At 68.7% G+C, this 19,202-nt stretch carries 15 protein-coding genes; 9 read left to right on the top strand and 6 right to left on the bottom strand.

The features are described from left to right. Positions 1-280: 280 nt before the first annotated feature. Positions 281-904 (top strand): RBBP9/YdeN family alpha/beta hydrolase, encoded by a 624-nt coding sequence (locus AC1Z3W_RS35155; RefSeq protein ID WP_057928607.1) that lies wholly within the window; start codon positions 281-283, stop codon positions 902-904. A gap of 54 nt (positions 905-958) precedes the next feature. Here the strand turns inward: AC1Z3W_RS35155 and AC1Z3W_RS35150 are convergent, their stop codons facing one another. The 3 genes from AC1Z3W_RS35150 to AC1Z3W_RS35140 form a co-directional block, all read right to left on the bottom strand. After that, positions 959-3,079 (bottom strand): phosphocholine-specific phospholipase C, encoded by a 2,121-nt coding sequence (locus tag AC1Z3W_RS35150; RefSeq protein ID WP_483509434.1) that lies wholly within the window; start codon positions 3,077-3,079, stop codon positions 959-961. 50 nt (positions 3,080-3,129) lie between these two features. Then, positions 3,130-3,411 (bottom strand): hypothetical protein, encoded by a 282-nt coding sequence (locus tag AC1Z3W_RS35145; RefSeq protein WP_483509433.1) that lies wholly within the window; start codon positions 3,409-3,411, stop codon positions 3,130-3,132. A 147-nt stretch (positions 3,412-3,558) separates the two neighbouring features. Continuing rightward, positions 3,559-4,479, bottom strand: a complete 921-nt coding sequence (locus AC1Z3W_RS35140; protein ID WP_057928604.1) for a LysR substrate-binding domain-containing protein — start codon at positions 4,477-4,479, stop codon at positions 3,559-3,561. A 112-nt stretch (positions 4,480-4,591) separates the two neighbouring features. Between AC1Z3W_RS35140 and AC1Z3W_RS35135 the strand changes: the two genes are divergently transcribed. Then, positions 4,592-5,230, top strand: coding sequence for a glutathione S-transferase family protein (locus AC1Z3W_RS35135; protein WP_057928603.1), 639 nt, complete (start codon positions 4,592-4,594; stop codon positions 5,228-5,230). A 145-nt stretch (positions 5,231-5,375) separates the two neighbouring features. Here the strand turns inward: AC1Z3W_RS35135 and AC1Z3W_RS35130 are convergent, their stop codons facing one another. Continuing rightward, positions 5,376-6,632, bottom strand: coding sequence for an MFS transporter (locus tag AC1Z3W_RS35130; protein ID WP_483509432.1), 1,257 nt, complete (start codon positions 6,630-6,632; stop codon positions 5,376-5,378). A 107-nt stretch (positions 6,633-6,739) separates the two neighbouring features. On the opposite strand from AC1Z3W_RS35130, the gene AC1Z3W_RS35125 reads away from it, so the two are divergent. From AC1Z3W_RS35125 to AC1Z3W_RS35115, 3 genes are all read left to right on the top strand, one after another. Then, a complete protein-coding gene (locus tag AC1Z3W_RS35125; RefSeq protein WP_483509640.1) occupies positions 6,740-7,786 on the top strand; it encodes a LysR substrate-binding domain-containing protein in 1,047 nt (348 codons plus the stop codon). Positions 7,787-7,896: 110 nt separating this feature from the next. Then, entirely contained in the window at positions 7,897-8,106 is a 210-nt protein-coding gene (locus AC1Z3W_RS35120; RefSeq protein ID WP_057928600.1) for a hypothetical protein, read from the top strand. After that, entirely contained in the window at positions 8,106-8,486 is a 381-nt protein-coding gene (locus AC1Z3W_RS35115) for a type II toxin-antitoxin system VapC family toxin (protein WP_057928599.1), read from the top strand. Before AC1Z3W_RS35120 ends, AC1Z3W_RS35115 begins: the two co-directional genes overlap by 1 nt. A 53-nt stretch (positions 8,487-8,539) precedes the next feature. Here AC1Z3W_RS35115 and dapA read toward each other — a convergent pair whose 3' ends face one another. Next, positions 8,540-9,433 (bottom strand): 4-hydroxy-tetrahydrodipicolinate synthase, encoded by an 894-nt coding sequence (dapA, locus tag AC1Z3W_RS35110; RefSeq protein WP_483509431.1) that lies wholly within the window; start codon positions 9,431-9,433, stop codon positions 8,540-8,542. A gap of 452 nt (positions 9,434-9,885) precedes the next feature. Here dapA and AC1Z3W_RS35105 point away from each other — a divergent pair, with 452 nt between their 5' ends. Both AC1Z3W_RS35105 and AC1Z3W_RS35100 read left to right on the top strand, forming a co-directional pair. Beyond that, positions 9,886-10,905 (top strand): sulfate ABC transporter substrate-binding protein, encoded by a 1,020-nt coding sequence (locus tag AC1Z3W_RS35105; protein WP_483509430.1) that lies wholly within the window; start codon positions 9,886-9,888, stop codon positions 10,903-10,905. Positions 10,906-11,071: 166 nt separating this feature from the next. Further along, a complete protein-coding gene (locus AC1Z3W_RS35100; protein WP_483509429.1) occupies positions 11,072-12,040 on the top strand; it encodes an ion channel in 969 nt (322 codons plus the stop codon). A gap of 82 nt (positions 12,041-12,122) precedes the next feature. Here the strand turns inward: AC1Z3W_RS35100 and AC1Z3W_RS35095 are convergent, their stop codons facing one another. Beyond that, positions 12,123-12,737: a glutathione S-transferase family protein gene (locus AC1Z3W_RS35095; RefSeq protein WP_057928595.1), complete on the bottom strand. Its 615-nt coding sequence runs from the start codon at positions 12,735-12,737 to the stop codon at positions 12,123-12,125. A 478-nt stretch (positions 12,738-13,215) separates the two neighbouring features. On the opposite strand from AC1Z3W_RS35095, the gene AC1Z3W_RS35090 reads away from it, so the two are divergent. After that, positions 13,216-13,773: a sugar O-acetyltransferase gene (locus tag AC1Z3W_RS35090; RefSeq protein WP_124835491.1), complete on the top strand. Its 558-nt coding sequence runs from the start codon at positions 13,216-13,218 to the stop codon at positions 13,771-13,773. A 1,839-nt stretch (positions 13,774-15,612) separates the two neighbouring features. Continuing rightward, positions 15,613-19,185, top strand: a complete 3,573-nt coding sequence (locus AC1Z3W_RS35085) for an indolepyruvate ferredoxin oxidoreductase family protein (protein ID WP_483509428.1) — start codon at positions 15,613-15,615, stop codon at positions 19,183-19,185. Positions 19,186-19,202: the final 17 nt, after the last annotated feature.

The following is a 19,202-nucleotide window of genomic DNA, read 5'->3' as shown; positions in this document are numbered from 1 at the left end:
GCGTCTCCTGTCGATCGGAACCGGCGCGGCGGCCGGGTTCGATCCGATGCATGGCAAGCGGGAAGCCCACATTCTACGGTTTCGCGGCGCATTGCGCCGCCGCGAGGCCGCCGGCCCGCGCCGTGCGGCCTGCGGCGGGGGCTGCCCCGGTGGCTGTACCCGGTGGCCGTCCCCGGATGGCCGTCCCGCTCAAAAGCAAAGCACGAAATATTGGTTCGGCCGCCGAGGGCGGCGCGCCACAATCGAATCTCGTCTCCAAGCAAAGCAAGCGAGGGCAATCATGCGCGCATGCAGCAAATCGGCGTGGCCGCCGCGGCTCGTGACCGTTCCGGGCCTGCACGGCAGCGAAGGCGCCCACTGGCAGACCTGGCTGGAGCGGCAGTTCCCGCGTTCGCTGCGGGTCGAACAGGCCGACTGGGACGCTCCCGATCTGGCACGCTGGGCGCAGTCGGTGCGCGCGCTGCTCGACCGCGAGCGCGGCCCGTTCGTGCTGGCCGCGCACAGCTTCGGCTGCCTCGCGGCCGCGCATGCGCTCGCGCAATGGCCGCAGGCGGCCGACGTCGCGGGCGTGCTGCTCGCCGCACCGGCCAGTCCGCAGAAATTCGCGTTTGCCGGGCCGTTCGACGCGCGCCGGCTCGCGGTGCCGTCGATCGTGATCGGCAGCGAGACCGATCCGTGGATGCCGCTCGCCGATGCGCGCACGCTTGCGCAGCGGCTCGGCAGCGCGTTCGTGAACCTCGGCGATGCGGGACACATCAATACCGCGGCCGGCTTCGGGCCGTGGCCGCGCGCGAAGTATTTCATCGACACGCTGGTGCATTGCGCGGCGCCGCTGCGCTTTCGCGACGCGGACGACGGCTTCGACGCCGCGCGCGTCGACCGCGCGCTCGCGCACGCGATCTGACGTTCACGGGCACGCGCTGCGCGGCGGCTGCCGCGCGCCGTCGTGCCGCCGTGCTTACGACGCGGAGACGGGGTGCACCGCGGCCGGATCGGAGTAGCTCGACCGGCCGTTCTCGACGTGGCCCGCGAAGCGGCGCGAGAACGTGCCGTTCGCGCCGTCGCTCACCGTAACGTCATACCAGTGGTGGCTCGACGCGAGCGCCCATTGCTCGACATGTTCGTCGCCGCCGTGCAGCGTCACGTGGCGCGCGGGCGCGCCGTACGCGTTGTCGACCAGCGTCAGCGTGACGTGATCCGCGCCGTGGTTGCGCAGCTTCAGGTACAGGTTGCCGTTCGCGATGTCGTAGCCGGCCTTGACCTCCGGCTGCGCGTGGTTGCGGCGGTGCGCGGCCGCGGCCGACACGTTGCCCGCGAACATGCGCACGAAACCGTTCGGCCCGTACACCGAGAACGCATACACGCCGTTCGTTTCCGTCAGGTCGAAGTCCGCGTGCAGTACGCGGCGCGCACCGACCGTGTAGCGCCACGGGCCGTCGGTGCGGTTCGTCGCGTACACCTGGAAGTGCGCGCCCTGGTTGCCGCGGTTCGCGAACTCGATGCGCAGCGTGTTGCCGCCGTAGATGCTCGCGTTCACATGCAGCTCGTAAGGCAGCGCGCGCGCCGGCCGCACGCCGGGTTCCTGCGGGTCGATCGGCGACGGCGTCGCGGGCACCGTCGGCGCCGGTTGCGACGTGCATTGCTGGTCGGCGATCGAACGGTACTGGCTCGTATCGGGCAGCGACGGGAACGAGGCGTCGGACGAGCGGAAGTCGAACGCGGCGGTGAGGTCGCCGCAGACGCTCCGGCGCCACGGCGTGATGTTCGGCTCGTCGACGCCGAAGCGCTCGCCGATGAAGCGGAGCACCGACGTGTGGTCGAACACCTGCGAGCACACGAAGCCGCCTTTCGACCACGGCGACACGACCGTCATCGGCACGCGCGGCCCGAGGCCGTACGGCAGCCCGTCGGCGGTGTAGCTGCCGCCGCGGCCGGGGTTCACGACGGTGTGCAGCTCGCCGTCGGTCGTCACGGTCGATGCGCCCTGCGCGGCGGATGTCGGCGGCTGCGGCGGCACGACGTGATCGAAGAAGCCGTCGTTCTCGTCGTACATGATGAAGAGCACGGTCTTCGCCCACACGTCCGGATTCGACGTCAGCGCGTCGAGGATCTGCGACGTGTAGTTCGCGCCGTACGCGGGCGTGTATTTCGGATGCTCGGAGAACACGGCGGGCGGCAGCAGCCACGACACCTGCGGCAGCCGGTCGTTGATCACGTCGTCCTTCAGGTTGTCGAGCGTGCGCACCGTCTGCGCGCGCTGGTACAGCGGCGAGCCCGGCTTCGCGTTGATGAAGTTCGTGAAGTTCTGCAGGATGTTCGTGCCGTAGTTGCCGTTGTACGGGTCGGCCCACGTCAGCCCCTGCTGGTAGATCTGCCACGACACGCCGTGCGCCTCGAGCCGCTCGGGGAAGGTCGTCCACGACAGCAGCTGATACGCGGGCGGCAGGTCGCCGTCGACGTAGTCGGCGTTGTCGAGCAGCGGGCCGCCGAACTTGCCGGTCGGGTCGACCGTCCCCGTCATCAGGTACGAACGGTTCGGGTGCGTCGGGCCCGGCAGCGAGCAGAAATAGTTGTCGCACACGGTGAACGCATCGGCGAGCGCGTAGTGGAACGGGATGTCCTCGCGCACGTGATAGCCCATCGTCATGTCGGTCTTGTTCGCGGGCCACTGGTCGTAGCGGCCGCCGTCGATCGCCGCGTGGGTCTTCGCCCACGAGTGGTCGAGCGCGCCGAGGCACTGCGCACTGGTCGTCTTCGTGTCGAGCCGGAACGGCAGCACGGGTTTCGCCGGGTCTTCCTTCGACGGCTGGCACCACACCGGCTTGCCGTTCGGCAGCGGGATCGGGAAGCGGTCGTTGTAGCCGCGTACGCCGCGCAGGTGCCCGAAGTAATGATCGAACGAGCGGTTTTCCTGCATGAACACGACGATGTGCTGGACATCGCGGATCGTGCCGGTGCCGCGCGCGGCCGGAATCGCGAGCGCGCGCCGGATCGATTCGGGGAACGCGTTGAGCGCGACGGCCGCGCCCGCGGATTGCGCGACGGTATGCAGGAAACGGCGGCGGCTGGATGACGTCATGTTATTTCACCTCGGTTCTGCGATCGGGGACGGAAGCAGGTGCGGCGGGATCAGTGCGGCGACGACGCGGCGACGCCGGACGCGCCCGCGTTCGGCGCGGTTTTGGCGTCGTCGTCATCGTCGGGCGGATAGTGGACGACGGGCGGCGCGAGCGGCGCGGCATCGGACGCGGCGGCATTCGCGCCCGCGTCGCTGTTGAACGCGCTCGCGGAGCCGGACGATGCGCCGGCCTGCTGCGAGGCGTCGGTCGCGGGCGCGTCGTGCGGCGCGTCGTCGCTGCAGGCGGCGACGAAGGTGGCGGCACATAGGACGACGAGGGCGGCGCAACGCATGACTTCTCTCCAGGCAGGCGGATCGGGAACGTTTTCGAGTATGCCGATGCGATGCGACGATTCGGTGAATCGTTTGCGACTGGAGCATGATCGCGAAAGGCTTTCGTGAGGCTGACCGGATGCTTTCGACGACGCGGCTGCCGTGTTTCAGCGTCGCGGCGTCCTGCGCCGCACCTCGCTGCGCAGCCAGTCGAGCCACGTGCGGATCGCCGCCGCGTGCGGATGATCGGGGCGCCACACCACGTAGTGCGCGTACACGTCGGTCACGCGCACCGTCGACACGCGCACGAGCGTGCCGGCAGCGAGTTCGGGTTCGATCAGCGAGCGGCGCGCGAGCGCGACGCCGCGTCCCTTCAGCGTCGCGTCGATCAATGCGTTCGCATCGGTGAAGCGCGGCGCGCGCGCGGATTCGGTGAGATCGAGCCGCGCGGCCTGGAACCACGGTTCCCACGGCTGCGCGGGATGGCGCAGCAGCGTCGCGCGCACGAGATCGGCCGGTGCGCGCGGCACGATGCCGTCGCGATTGCGGTACGCCGGGCTCGCGACCGGAAAGACCGTCTCGTTCATCAGCTTTTCGGCGACGACGCCCGGCCAGGTGCCCGGCCCGTAGCGCAGCGCGACGTCGATGCGGTCGCGTTTGCGCAGCGGCGCGAGCGCAGCGTCCGGATGCAGCACGATCGCGATGTGCGGATGCGCGGCGGCGAAGCGCGGCAGGCGCGGTGCGAGCCAGCGCTCGGCGACGCTCGGCAGCACGCTCACGTTCAGCGTGACGTCGCTGGCGCGTTGACGGCCGCGCACGGCGAGCGCCGGCTCGAACGCGCGTTCGAGCACGCTCAGCCCCTGGCGCACCTGCAGCACGAGCGCATGGGCGGCGTGTGTCGGCGTGGCGCCGTTGCGCTCGCGCGTGAACAGCGGATAGCCGAGCTGCGCTTCGAGCGCGCGGATGTGCTGGCTGACCGCGCCCTGCGTGAGCGCGAGTTCGTCGGCCGCGCGCGTGAAGCTCTGCAGCCGCGCGGCGGCTTCGAACGCGCGCAGCGTCTGCAGCGGGGGAAGATGGATGCGTCGCATCACGCATTAGTAGCACTAATGCCCGAGCACGACAATTCATCGTTTGCGGCCGCGGGCCGTGCGTTCCTACACTCGGTGCCGTCTGTCAACAGGCCCGCCGGGCAACGCCACCATGAACGCATATCGTCTCTATCTTTCGCCGGGCGCGTGTTCGCTCGCCGCCCACATCGCACTCGAGGAAACCGGTGCGCCGTTCGACGTCGAGATCGTGTCCGTGCGCGAGCAGCAGAATCTCGACGCGCGCTATCTCGCGATCAACCCGAAGGCGCGCGTGCCCGTGCTCGCGATTCCGGGCGAGCCGCGCGTGCTGACCGAAACCCCCGCGATCCTCACGTATCTCGCGCGTCGTCATCCGGACGCACGGTTGCTGCCGCTCGACGATCCGCTGCGCGAGGCGCGCTGCCACGAATGGCTCGCCTGGCTGGTCGGCTGGGTGCACGGCGTCGGCTACGGCACGCTATGGCGGCCGGGGCGCTTCATCGGCGATCCCGCGCTGCACGGCGCGATCAGCGCGCACGGACGCGACCTGATCGATGCGGCAAACGCATCGATCGAAGCCGCGCTCGCCGACGGCCGCACGTGGGCCGAGCCGGGTGGCCATTCGATCGTCGATCCGTTCCTGCTGGTGCTGTATCGCTGGGGAGCCGCGATCGGGCTCGACATGACGCGGCATCCCGCGTGGACCGCGCATGCGCAGCGCGAGGCCGAGCGGCCGTCCGCGCGGCGCGCGCTGGCGCGCGAGGCGGCGTGACGGCGTGACGGCATGACGGTGTGACGGCGTGACGGCATGACGGTGTGACGGTGTGACGGTGTGACGGCGTGGGCGTGCGGATGTCGCGATATGTGCATCATGAACGACGGCGTCCGCGTGTTTCGCGCGATGACGATCGCCGTCGCTATCGCGCAAAGAGCGGCCAGGTCGCGCCTGCGATCAGCGCGGCGGCGAGCCAGACCACGCTCCACGAACTGACGGCGAGCAGCGGCGGAATCGCGAGCGGCGTCGCGAACAGCCCGAGATAGACGATCGTGTTCGCCATCCCGAGCGCGGTGCCCGCGTGGTTCGCGCCCGCGAGCGTCGCGAGCTCGGTGTACGCGACGCCGTGCCACGCCGACACGCAGATGCCGGCGAACACGAGAATCGCGACGATCGCGGCGAGCGGCACGTGCGGGCTGCCGGCGGTCGCGGCCGCGAGCAGCGCGAACCATCCGGCCGCGACGCAGACCGACCCGCGCAGGTACGCACGCCGGTTGCCATGCCGATCGGTATGGCGGCCGCTCCAGACCCGCATCACCATGGCGCCGAGCTGCAGCGCGACCATCGCCGCGCTGATGCCGGCGAGGCCGAGCCGGCCGAAATCGTGCAGGAACACGGTCGCGAACGTGAGCACCGCGAACTGCGGCGCACACAGCGCGCCGATGCCGAGCACGATGCGCCAGACGCGGCCGTTCGCGAGCGGGCTGCGCGCGGGCGCGGCCGGCGGTTGCTGCGCGGCGGAGCGGTGCGCGGCGGCCGGCGCGTCGGGCGGTTCGTGCAGCCAGCGCCACGTCAGCGCGGCCGATCCGGCACACAGCAGCATCAGCGTGCCGTACACCGCGGCGAAGCCCGCATGCGATGCGAGCGATGGCAATAGCGCCGCGCCGACGCCGCCGCCGAGCGGCACGGCCGTCTGGCGGATGCTCATCGCGAGCCCGCGTTCGCGCTCGCCGAACCAGCGCATCACCGCGCGTCCGCTCGAGCCGTTCACGCTGCCGCCGAGCAGGCCGACGCAGCACATCGCCGCGACGACGCGCATGAGTGGCGGCACCGCATACGAGCTCGGGACGAGCAGGGCCGCAATCAGCGCAAGCATCGCGGCGGTTGCGACGAGGCCGGTGAGCAGCACGCGGCGGTCGCCGAAGCGGTCGGCGGCGATTCCCCAAGGCAGCTCGGACAGCGCGACGCCGAAGCCGAGCGCGCCGAGCACGAGGCTGAGCGCGCCGTTGTCGAGGTGGTAGGCCGAGCGCATCCACACCGCGGTGGTCGGAATGCCCGCCGCAGCGGCGGAAAAACTCATGTTCGCGGCGACCCCGGCCGCAAGCACGCGCCAGCGATGGGCCGGGCCGCGTGCGTCGCGCGCGGGTGAGGACGAGGAAGCGAGGCAGGATGTATTCATGGCGACAGTGCCCGTTCGGAAATTGACATCGTCAGTGTGGCGACCTACATTCATCCTGAAAATCGGAAAGTTTTTGATGAATCGTTCGATAAAACGGGATGGTTGAAATGTCCGGACAAGCCAATGCCCATGGCGCTGCGTCGCTCGCGGCACCCGACGCCGCGCTGGCCCGGCCGAACTTCGACGTCGCGGCGTTGCGCAGCCTGGTCGCGGGCGTGGATCTCGGCAGCTTCGCGAAGGCTGCCGATCGCGTCGCGCGTTCGTCGTCGGCGGTGAGCGCGCAGATCCGCAAGCTCGAGGAGCAGGCTGGTACGCCGCTGTTCGTGAAGGCCGGGCGCGGGCTCGCGCTGACCGACGCCGGCGACGCGATGCTGCGCTATGCGCGGCGGATGATCGAACTGAACGACGAAGCGGCCGCGGCCGTGCGCGGCATGAATCTCGACGGCTGGGTGCGGGTCGGCCTGCAGGAGGATTTCGGCGAAGCGATCCTGCCCGACGTGCTCGGGCGCTTCGCGCGTGCGCATCCCAAGGTGAGGATCGAGGCGCGCGTCGCGCGCAACGCCGAGTTGCTCGAGCGGCTCGACGCGAACCAGCTCGATCTCGCGCTCGTGTGGGGCGACCCGGCGTCGGCGACGCTGGTGTCGCGCGCGGGTATCGCCAGCGACGCGATCGCGCAGGTGCCGATGCAGTGGATCGCGGCGATGGGCGCGGGCGGCTTCGGCATGCCGGACGGCGGCGGACCGGCGGATGCGGCCGAGGACGACGGCGCGAGCCTTCGTGCGAGGCGCGCGTCGGGCGAGCCGCTGCCGCTCGTGGTGTTCGACCGGCCGTGCCGCTTCTTCGGCGCGGCGACCGACGCACTCGATCGCGCGGGCGTGCCGTGGCGCGTTGCGTTCACCACGCCGAGCCTGGCCGGGCTGTGGGCCGCGGCGGCGGCCGGCCTCGGGCTGACGGTGCGCTCGCACTACGGGCTGCCCGCATCGGTGCGCGTGCTCGACGCGGCGTCGTCCGGGCTGCCGGAGCTGCCGAGCCTGCCGCTGATGCTGCTGCGGCGTACGTCGTCGGCGACGCCGACCGTCGAGCGGCTCGCGCGGATCGTCACGCAGGCGGTGCGGGACGCGACGCAGGGGGAGGCGGCGGCTCTGGCGGCGTGACGAAACGTTCCGGAGCAGCGGCTCGGCATGCGTCGGCATCTCCCGATCGGCCGAATGGAGCCGTCAGGCGAACGGGACTACAGTGATGGACACCTGAAACGGAGGTCATCATGCAAAACACGAACCTGCCCAACGGCATTGCGATCGACTCATCGCAACGGGGCGACGTATCGAGCCCGGCCGACAGGCCTCCCGTCGATCCAGCCGGGTCGGCGAAGTCGCCCGTTCGATTCGGTGTCCTGGAAGGTCAGGCGTGGATCGCGGATGACTTCGATGCACCGCTGCCCGAGTATCTGCTGGACGCCTTCGAGGGACGCTGATGCGCCTGCTGCTCGATACGCACATCTTTTTGTGGATCGTGACCAACGACCCGAAGCTGAGTGCGCGGGCGCGCAAGCTGATCTCGGGTGCAGATGAATGCTTCGTCAGCAGTGCGAGTATCTGGGAGGCCGCCATCAAGGCCGGCCTCGGTAGGCTCGGCATCGACGTGGGCAGATTGATCGGCTCGATCGGCACAAGCGGGGTGCGCGAACTGCCGGTTCGCGCCGTGCACGGGGCCGCGGTGCATGATTTGCCGCACCACCATCGCGACCCGTTCGATCGCTTGCTCGTCGCGCAGGCTCGGCATGAACCGCTGCAACTCGTGACGGCCGACGCCCAGCTTGCGCACTACGGCCTGTCTCTCGTTCTGACGGTTTGAAACAGTCTGGGCGAAGATTCGCCCGATGTCCGAGCCGCGTGTCGCGTCTCGGCCTACGCTACCTCGATGTCCCAGGCGATTGCACCGAGCGTGGCCAGAATTGCGGCCAGCCTCTCCCGCACTCCCTCGCTCGCCGGCACGAACGGTAGCCGCAACCCGTCCTCGCACCATCCCTGCGCGGCCAGCACCGCCTTCACCGGTGCCGGATTCGGCTCCGCGAACAGCGCGGCAACCAGCGGCTGCAGCGCGACCGACAGCCGCCGCGCGTCGGAGAGGCGGCCGTCGCGCAGCAGCGCGTGAATGCGCACGTGCCATTCGGGCAGCACGTGCGCGCTGCTGGCGATCGCGCCATGCGCGCCGGCACACAGCGCGGCGAAGTTCTGGTTGTCGTCGCCGGAGAGGATCGCGAGCGGCGTGTCGTGCACGAGCCGGCTCATCCGGTCGAGCGTACCGCCGCATTCCTTGATGCCCGCGACGCGCGGGTCGCGCGCAAGCGCCTGCAGCGTCTCCAGTTCGACGTTCACGCCGGTGCGGTACGGGATGTTGTAGACGAGGACCGGCAGGTCGGCCGCGTCGACGATCGCTTCGACGTGGCGGCGGATGCCGTCCTGCGTGGGCCGAACGTAGACGGGCGGCGTGACGAGCAGCCCGTCGGGCCGCAGCGCGGCGAGTTCGCGTGCGCGGGCCGCCGCGAAGTGCGTCGCGCTCGCGGTGAGCCCGACGACGATCGGCAGGCCGGGCACCGCATCGCGCAGCGTCGCGAACACGGCGTCCTGTTCGCGCGCGTCGAGCAGGACGCCTTCACCGGTCGTCGCGCCCGCGACGAAACCCGCGATGCCCGCCGCCGCATAGTGATGCGCGAGCCGCGCGAGTGCGCTGTGGTCGACCTCGCCGTCGTGGAACGGCGTGATGAGCGGCAGCCAGATACCTTCGAAACGTGTGTGCATGCAAAGCCTCATGGTGGAAACGGAGTGGGAAGGAACCGTTCCGCCGGCGGTGTGCCGGAGCGAGGCGTGCGAGCAAGGAGAAAGAAACGACCTGCGTGCATCCCGTCCGGCATTCGCCTGACGGGACGCGACGTCCCCGTCAGTCGAGGAGTCGTTTTTTCAGTTTCAGCCCGGCCGCGCGCGCACCTGCCGCGATGGCGGCAAGGATCGAGGGCGAGCGCAGGGCAGCGGACATGGAGGAACCGTGAAAAGGGCTGAGCGGCGATCTTAACACCGGATCCGGCGCCCGCGCGAGGGGCGCGCGCCGTTTAGCAGGATTCAAGATTTGCTTTGCAGGACAGATTGGAAAGCGCGCCGCGCCCGGCCGCTAGAATGCCCGCTTACGTTTCGATGACAGCGCGTACGCGCGCCGTCACGCACATTCACCACCACTGGAAACGGGGCATATCACGATGGCAAGCATCAAGGGGATCGGTCGCTGGCTGCACACGGGCGCGGCGGCGGCGCTCGTCGTGGCGGCAACGGTCGCGCACGCGGACACGTCGATCCTGAACGTGTCGTACGACGTGACGCGCGAACTGTACAAGGACATCAACGCGAGCTTCGCCGCCACCTACAAGCAGCAGACCGGCGAAACCGTGACGATCAAGCAGTCGCACGGCGCGTCGAGCGCGCAGGCGCTGTCGGTGCTGCAGGGGCTGCAGGCCGACGTCGTGACGATGAACCAGCCGAACGACATCGACCTGCTCGCCGAGCGCGGTCAGTTGCTGCCGAAGGACTGGCGCGCGCGCTTTCCCGACAGCAGCTCGCCGTACTCGACGACGATGGTGTTCCTCGTGCGCAAGGGCAATCCGAAGGCGATCAAGGACTGGAGCGATCTCGCGAAGCCGGGCGTGCAGGTGATCATCGCGAACCCGAAGACGTCGGGCAACGGCCGCTACGCATATCTCGCCGCGTGGGGCTACCAGAAGCAGAAGGGCGCGACCGACCAGCAGGCGCTCGATTTCGAGAAGGCGATCTTCCGCAACGTGCCGGTGCTGGACTCGGGCGGCCGCGGCGCGACGACGACCTTCACGCAGCGCGGCATCGGCGACGTGCTCGTCACGTTCGAGAACGAAGTCGCGCTGATGGACACGGGCGCGTCGGGCGCGGAATTCGACGCCGTGTACCCGTCGGCGAGCATTCTCGCGGAGCCGCCCGTCGCCGTCGTCGCCAGGGTCGTCGACAAGAAGGGCACGCGCAAGGTCGCGCAGGCGTATCTCGACTACCTGTACACGCCGCAGGCGCAGGAGATCATCGCGCAGCACCATCTGCGCCCGCGCGATGCGAACGTGCTGAAGAAGCACGCGGCGGAGTTCAAGCCGCTGAAGACGTTCAGCGTCGAGCAGGTTTTCGGCAGTTGGGCGAACGCGCAGAAAACCCACTTCGCCGACGGCGGCACGTTCGACCGCGTGATCGTCGACCGCAAGTAATCACGTCGCACGCCGCGCGCGTGCAGGCGGGATGACCGCACGGCCGGCCGCCCATGTGGCCGGTTTTTTCTCGCCGCACGCGGCGGTTCGCTCCGCATCGCCGTGCATTCCCGGCCGCCGCCTTCGCGTGCTACGCTCATCGCCTCCCTGCTTCAGGCCTCGCGCGATGAACGTCGATTCGTCCTCCCCAACCTCCCGTCGCCGCGGCCGCAAGATCTGGTCGGGCACCCGCTCCGTCATCGCGTACGGAATGCCGCCGCTCGGCTGGCGCGATCTTTATCACCGTGCGTTGACGGTGAGCTGGCCCGTGTTCTTCCTGTCGCTCGCGATCCTGTTCCTGCTGCTCAACGGCGGCTTCGCGACGCTCTACCTGCTGGGCCACGCGCCGATCGCGAACCAGTCGCCGGCAGGGTTCGCCGGTGCGTTCTTCTTCAGCGTCGAGACGCTCGCGACGGTCGGCTACGGCGACATGCATCCGCAGACCGTCTACGCGCACCTCGTCGCGACGTTCGAGATCTTCATCGGGATGTCGGGCATCGCGCTGGCGACCGGCCTCGTGTTCGCGCGGTTTTCGCGGCCGCAGGCGAAGATCCTGTTCGCACGTCATGCGGTCGTGCGCCCGCTGAACGGGCGGATGACGCTGATGGTGCGCGCCGCGAATGCGCGCCAGAACGTGATCGCCGAAGCGCAGGTGAAACTGCGGCTGATGCGCGTCGAAGGCACGCACGAGGGTTATACGCTGCGCAAGATTCACGATCTGCCGCTCGTGCGCAACGAGCATCCGATCTTCCTGCTCGGCTGGAACCTGATGCACGTGATCGACGAAACGAGCCCGCTGTTCGGCGAGACGGCCGAATCGCTGGCCGCGCGCGACGCGTCGCTGCTGATCACGATCGAGGGCTACGACGAGACGACCGCGCAGGTCATGCAGGCGCGCTACTCGTGGACGCATGCGGACATCCGCTGGCGTCACCGCTATGTCGACCTGATGCATGAGGAAGGCGGCATCACGCACATCGACTACACGCATTTTCACGAGGTCGTGCCGGTGGATGCCGATACCGACGAACGCGGTTCGCCGGGTGCGGTGCTTGAGCCGAGCACGGCGGTGCAGGCGCCCGGGCCGGCTGCATGACGGTGGCGAACGGCGCAAACGGCGCAAACGGGCGCCGGCCGTCGGGCGCGGCCGCCCCGGCCGGCTGCCGCGCCTTCACGCATCACGCATGCAGCAGGCGCGCCGCCTCGCGTTGTTCGACCGCCACCGCGCGGCGGTGACCGTCGCGGTCCTCGGCGCGCGCGACATAGTCGCCGAGCACGCCTTCGTGCGGCAGCAGGTGCGCGTCGAACGCGATCTTCAGCGTGCTGGCGAGCAGCAGGTCGGCCGCGGTGAAGCGGTCGCCGACGAGCCAGCGGCTGTGGGCGAGCGTTTGCGCGAGCGCTCGCTGCACGCGCGTGATGTTGCCCCAGCCGAAGGCGACCGGATTGCCCGACGCGCCGGTGAATTTCTCGGCCATCGCTGGCTCGAGGCAGGTGGGCGTGAAGAACATCCATTGCAGGAAGCGGCCGCGAAGCGGATCGTCGGGTGCGATACCGAGGCGGGCACCCGGGCAGCGATCGGCGAGATAGAGCAGCACGGCGCCGGATTCGGCGAACGGTTCGCTGCCGTCGTCGAGTGCGGGCAGCTTGGCCATCGGATTGACCTGGACGAACGCGTCGCTGCCCTGTTCGTGCGAACGCAGGTCGATCGGCACGAGCTCGTAGACGGCGCCGATTTCCTCCAGCATCCACAGTGCCCGGAATGCCCGGGTTTTCGGCCAGTAGTAGAGCTTCATCGCGCCTCCGCGTATGGGTGTGCGTGTCGGTTCGGTGGATGCTCAAGCGTACCCGAGCGCAAGCGGTTCGGACAGGGGCGCGCGGCGAAAGCGGCGGATAGTTGGCTTGATGGCGGCGCGGCGGGACGCGTGCGTTCGGCAGGATGGAAATGGTCGGAGAATTTCCCGCAAAGCCAGATGCGACGGTAATTCATGATTAAACTAGTTATAGATTAACTAGTTATTAATTGAAGTGCCTATGCTCGGCTGAAGTGAGCGCGGCTACACTGTCCTGTCTGCTTCGCAGCAGCAGTGTCGGCGGCCAGCCGCACGAGCCCGGACGATGATCGTCGGCAGCCCGCGAAACGCGAAAAATCGGATCGCCCGTGCGGGTCGCCCGAATGATCGAATTCAAGGCCATGCGATTCGCATGCGGCGAATCGGGCGGTGCCGTCATGCGTTGCATGGCGGTTCGATCGCACACGGAGAACAGCAACGAATGGCGCACGACGATCGCACCACGATCATTCCCCGGCGCACGCCGGAATCGGCCGCGATGCGCGCCGAGCTCAAGCGGGCGATGGCAATCATCGCCCGGCTCAACCGTCTGACGTTCGACGACGCGGACGAAGTCCGGGCATTGTTCGGAGAACTGGTCGGCAGGCCGATGGACGACGGCTTCCTGCTGATCCCGCCGTTCTATGCGACGGGCGGCGCCGATACGCGGATCGGCCGCAACGTGTTCGTCAACCAGAACTGCACGTTCCATGACCTCGGCGGCCTCGACATTGGCGATGACGTCATGATCGGGCCGAACGTCAGCCTCATCACGTCGGGCCATCCGGTCGAGCCGTCCCGCCGACGCGACTTCGTCGTCGGCCGGCCGATCGCGATCGGGAGCAATGTGTGGATCGGCGCGGGCGCGACGATCATCGGTGGCGTGACGGTCGGCGAGAACGCGGTCATCGGCGCGGGTTCCGTCGTGACACACGACGTTCCGCCGGATACGCTGGTTGGCGGAAACCCGGCGCGGATCATCCGGTCGATTGCCGAGTGACGGTGCTTGCGGGTGTCTCCCGTGGCGGAGTGAATGTGGACAACCGGCCCGTCCGCCCACTCGAAACACTGTGTATGCGAACGGTGAGTGTGCGGCCGGAGGCTGAATCCACGGGGCTTCCCGGCATTCGACACCGGTCGCGGGCAGGTGCTTGAGCCGGCGTTGCCGATGCGCCGGCGGCGAACTTCCGCGCGGCGCCGGTTGTGGATATCCCGGCCCCAAATCACTCGACACGCTGTGCCTTTCACCGGTGAGAGCGACCACATGCGGCCGCATGCGCGATGCAGCGTGTGGACAACCGCCACTCCCAACGACGAAAAATGCTGTGCTTTCGAAGGGTGAGCGTCGGCGGCCGATTGCCCGTGAGGCTTGCCTGGTGCGGACTTCCGGGCATCGTGCACGATTCGCGGCGCCGCGCATTCTAACGGCATGCGCGAATCGGCGATAGAGCCGCAAGCGTATCGCGGTGTGGATATCTTGTCGCCGAATTCACTCGAATCGCTGTGTATTTCAATGGTGAGCGTCGGCGGCCGCTCGGCCCATGTGTCGGCTCGCGCGCCCGTTTCCGATCGTCGACACGGTTTCGAGGGTCGCGCATTCTAACCGCACTCGCGATTGCGCGTTCCATTCGAGCCCACGCTCCGATGTGGATATCCGGTCAACGAAACCAATCGACGTGCTGTGTATTCCAGCGGTGAGGGCGCGTGCATGAGGATCGGCCGCGTCTGCGCGAATCAGGATGCGCGGGTCGCCGAGGGGTTGCGGGCGCCGCTGTTCACGCCGAATCGGCGCCTTCGGGCAATATCACGCCCACGCTCACCGTCGAATTTCACAGCGTTTCGAGTGGCCATGGATCGAGCTGTCCACACCCGAATCGATGCCCTCGCTCGATCGTCTTGCCGTTGCTCACCGTTGGCATTCACAGTGTTTTGCGTCGTCGTCGGTCGGGGGATTCGCCCCCGAATCGGCGCCCTCGCTTGATCGTCGTGCCGTCGCTCACCATCGAAATTCACAGCGTTTCGAGTCGTCGCTGATCGATCTGTCCACACCCGAATCGGCGTCCTTGTTGGGTCGCGTGCCGATGCTCGCCGTCGAAACTCACAGGGTTTCGCGTGTCCGCGGGTGGCGATATCCACACCCGTGCCAGCGCGCCGGAACGTTGCGAGGCGGGGCGACCGAGATGTGGATATCGTGCCGCCCGATCGACTTGCAATCCTGTGCATCGGAAAGGTGAGTGCGCACGTCGCATCGACGAGGCAGGGATCCGACGGTGTGGATATCTTCTGCCGACACCGACTCTTCGCGCTGTGGATTTCGATGGTGAATGTCGGAATCCGCTGGAACTGCGGACCGATTGCAGTGTGGACATCCGGCGCCCGACGCAACTCGAAACCCTGTGCAATCGAACGGTGAGCGCACCTGCAGGCTCTGCCCGCAGCCCCCGGCATTGTGGACATCCCGCGCTCGCGACCAATCCCAACGCTGTGCATCCGAAAGGTGAGCACGCGCCCGTTCCCCGGCCCAAACCCTTGTCGCACGGGCGGCGAGCGCCTGCGGCCGCGCCCGCGGCTCGCCTCCTGCCCATCCCCGCCATTTCGAGGCACCTCACCGACCCATCCCGACACACGTCCAACCGCCGCGCAACACCTCGCGCGAAAACTCTCTCAATTCCAGCCCGAAACCTGCGCAGTTTTTCTCGCTCCGAGGCCGCCCGAGCAAGATGAGAAAAAACTTTCTCGTCTCCCCGCGAAAAAATAGAGCCATCCAGCCGAACGCCCGGCCGGCGTCGCCCGACGCCTCGGTGCGCGGCCCAGAACAGCACAATCAGGAGACATCCCCATGACCGCCCGCCTGCCCGTCGACGGCACGCCCGCTCTATCCGACTACCGCCTGACCGACAACCTGACCGCCACGCGCGGCCGGATCTTCCTGACCGGCACGCAGGCGCTGGTCCGCCTGCTGCTGATGCAGCGCGCGTCCGACACCGCGCAGGGGCTCAACACCGCCGGCTTCGTCAGCGGCTACCGCGGCTCGCCGCTCGGCATGGTCGACCAGCAGCTGTGGAAGGCGAAGAAACTGCTCGACGGCAGCAGCGTGCGCTTCCTGCCCGCGATCAACGAGGAACTCGGCGGCACCGCGGTGCTCGGCACGCAGCGCGTGGAAGCCGACCCCGAACGCACCGTCGATGGCGTGTACGCGATGTGGTACGGCAAGGGTCCCGGCGTCGACCGCGCCGGCGACGCGCTGAAGCACGGCAACGCGTACGGTTCGTCGCCGCACGGCGGCGTGCTGGTGGTAGCGGGCGACGACCATGGCTGCGTGTCGTCTTCGATGCCGCATCAGAGCGACTTCGCGATGATCGCGTGGCACATGCCGGTCGTGAACCCGTCGAACATCGCGGACATGCTCGAGTTCGGCCTGTACGGCTGGGCGCTGTCGCGCTACTCGGGCGCATGGGTCGGCTTCAAGGCGATCTCGGAGACCGTCGAGTCGGGCTCGACCGTCGACCTCGACGCGCTGCAGACGCAATGGCCGGCGCCGGCAGGTTTCACGCCGCCGGCGGGCGGCCTGCACAATCGCTGGCCCGACCTGCCGAGCCTCACGATCGAGGCGCGCCTCGCCGCGAAGCTCGACGCGGTGCGCCATTTCGCGCGCACCAACAGCATCGACAAGTGGATCGCGCCGAGCGCGCAGGCGAACGTCGGGATCGTCACCTGCGGCAAGGCGCACCTGGACCTGATGGAAGCGCTGCGCCGTCTCGACCTGACGGTCGCCGATCTCGATGCGGCCGGCATACGGATCTACAAGGTCGGCCTGTCGTACCCGCTCGAGATGACACGCATCGAGACCTTCGTCGACGGGCTGGCGGAAGTGCTCGTGATCGAGGAGAAGGGCTCCGTCATCGAGCAGCAGATCAAGGACTACCTGTACAACCGCGCGGACGGCGCGCGCCCGCGCGTGCTCGGCAAGCACGATGCGGCGGGCGCGTGCCTGCTGTCCGAGCTCGGCGAACTGCGCCCGTCGCGGATCCTGCCGGTGTTCGCCGAATGGCTTGCGCGGCACAAGCCGGCACTCGATCGCCGCGAACGCGTCGTCGATCTCGTCGCGCCGCAAATCCTGTCGAACGAAGCCGACGCGGTGAAGCGCACGCCGTACTTCTGCTCGGGCTGCCCGCACAACACGTCGACGAAGGTGCCGGAAGGCTCGATCGCGCAGGCCGGCATCGGCTGCCACTTCATGGCGTCGTGGATGGAGCGCGATACGACGGGCCTGATCCAGATGGGCGGCGAGGGCGTCGATTGGGCCGCGCACGCGATGTTCACCAACACGAAGCACGTGTTCCAGAACCTCGGCGACGGCACCTACTTCCACTCGGGCATCCTCGCGATCCGCCAGGCGGTCGCCGCGAAGACGAACATCACGTACAAGATCCTCTACAACGATGCGGTCGCGATGACGGGCGGCCAGCCGGTCGACGGCAGCATCTCGGTGCCGCAGATCGCGCGGCAGGTCGAGGCGGAAGGCGTGTCGCGCTTCGTCGTGGTGTCCGACGAACCGGAGAAGTACGAAGGCCATCACGGGCAGTTCCCGCCCGGCACGACGTTCCATCACCGCAGCGAACTCGACACGGTGCAGCGCGAGCTGCGCGAGACGCCGGGTGTCACCGTGCTGATCTACGACCAGACCTGTGCGGCCGAGAAGCGCCGCCGCCGCAAGAAGGGCGAGTTCCCCGACCCGGACAAGCGCCTGTTCATCAACGACGCGGTGTGCGAAGGCTGCGGCGACTGCGGCGTGCAGTCGAACTGCCTGTCGGTCGAGCCGCTCGAAACGCCGCTCGGCCGCAAGCGCCGCATCGACCAGTCGTCGTGCAACAAGGACTACTCGTGCGTGAACGGCTTCTGCCCGAGCTTCGTGACGGTCGAAGGCGCGGCGCTGAAGAAGGCCGCGGGCGCGGCATTCGACGAGGCGGCGCTCGCCGTGCGCGTCGACGCGCTGCCGGTGCCGGCGACGCATCTCGACGCGGCGCCGTACGACATGCTCGTGACGGGTGTCGGTGGCACGGGCGTCGTGACGGTTGGCGCGCTGATCAGCATGGCCGCGCACCTCGAAGGCAAGAGTGCGTCGGTGCTCGACTTCATGGGCTTTGCGCAGAAGGGCGGCTCGGTGCTGTCGTTCGTGCGGATCGCGTCGAGCGACCGGTGGCTGAACCAGGTGCGCATCGACACGCAGCAGGCCGACGTGCTGCTCGCGTGCGACATGGTCGTCGGCGCCAGCGCCGAGGCACTGCAGACGGTGCGTCACGAGCGTACGCGCATCGTCGTCAATACGCACCGGATCCCGAACGCGTCGTTCGTGCAGAACCCCGACGCGGACCTGCACGCGGATGCGCTGCTCGAGAAGATGCATCACGCGGCCGGCGACGGCTACCTGTCGAGCTGCGACGCGCAGGCGCTCGCCGCGAAATTCCTCGGCGACTCGATCGGCGCGAACATCCTGATGCTCGGCTACGCGTGGCAGCTTGGCCTCGTGCCGGTGTCGCACGCCGCGATGATGCGCGCGATCGAGCTGAACAACGTCGCGGTGCCGATGAACAAGCTCGCGTTCGCGATCGGCCGGATGGCGGCCGGCGACGCGGCGGGCCTCGATGCATTGTGGAACGCACGCCATACGGCGGCCGCGCCGGTCGCGCCGCAGACGCTCGCCGAACTCGTCGCCGATCGCGAAACGCGGCTCGACGCATACGGCGGCGCGCGCTACGTCGAGCGCTACCGGGCGCTGGTGAACGCGGCGCGCGCGAAGGGCGACGATGCGCTGACACGCGCGGTCGCGACGACGTTCTACCGGCTGCTCGCGGTGAAGGACGAATACGAGGTGGCGCGGCTGTATGCGGACGGCGCGTTCCGCACGGCGCTCGAAGCGCAGTTCGAAGGCGTGCCGGGGCAGGACTATCGCGTGAAGTTCAACCTTGCGCCGCCGACGGTCGCGAAGGCTGGCAGCGATGGCGGCGCGCCGAAGAAGCGCGTGTTCGGCCAGTGGATGTGGCCGGTGCTCGGCACGCTCGCGCGCGTGCGCAGCCTGCGCGGCACGTGGCTCGATCCGTTCGGCCGCACGGCCGAGCGCAGGATGGAGCGCGCGCTCGCGGACGACTACGAGACGACGCTCACGCGCGCGCTCGCGGCGACGACCGCCGGCAATGCTGCGCAGGTCACGCAGCTGGCCGACCTGCACGCCCGCGTGCGCGGCTTCGGTCACGTGAAGGTGCGCAACCTCGCGGGCGTGAAGCGTGCGGAACGCGAGCTCGCGCTGCAACTCGGCATCGACGCGGCGACGAGCGCGGCCGTGCAGCACGCGCTCGACGAGATGAAGGGCGCGGGGATGCTGAAGGGCATTCCGGTCGTCGTCGCGAAGTAACGCGAACACGCGCGGAT

Source organism: Burkholderia sp. 10_S31 (genome assembly GCF_056930375.1).
The sequence above is the reverse complement of the archived record's forward strand: the minus strand, read 5'-3'. Positions and strand labels throughout refer to the sequence as shown.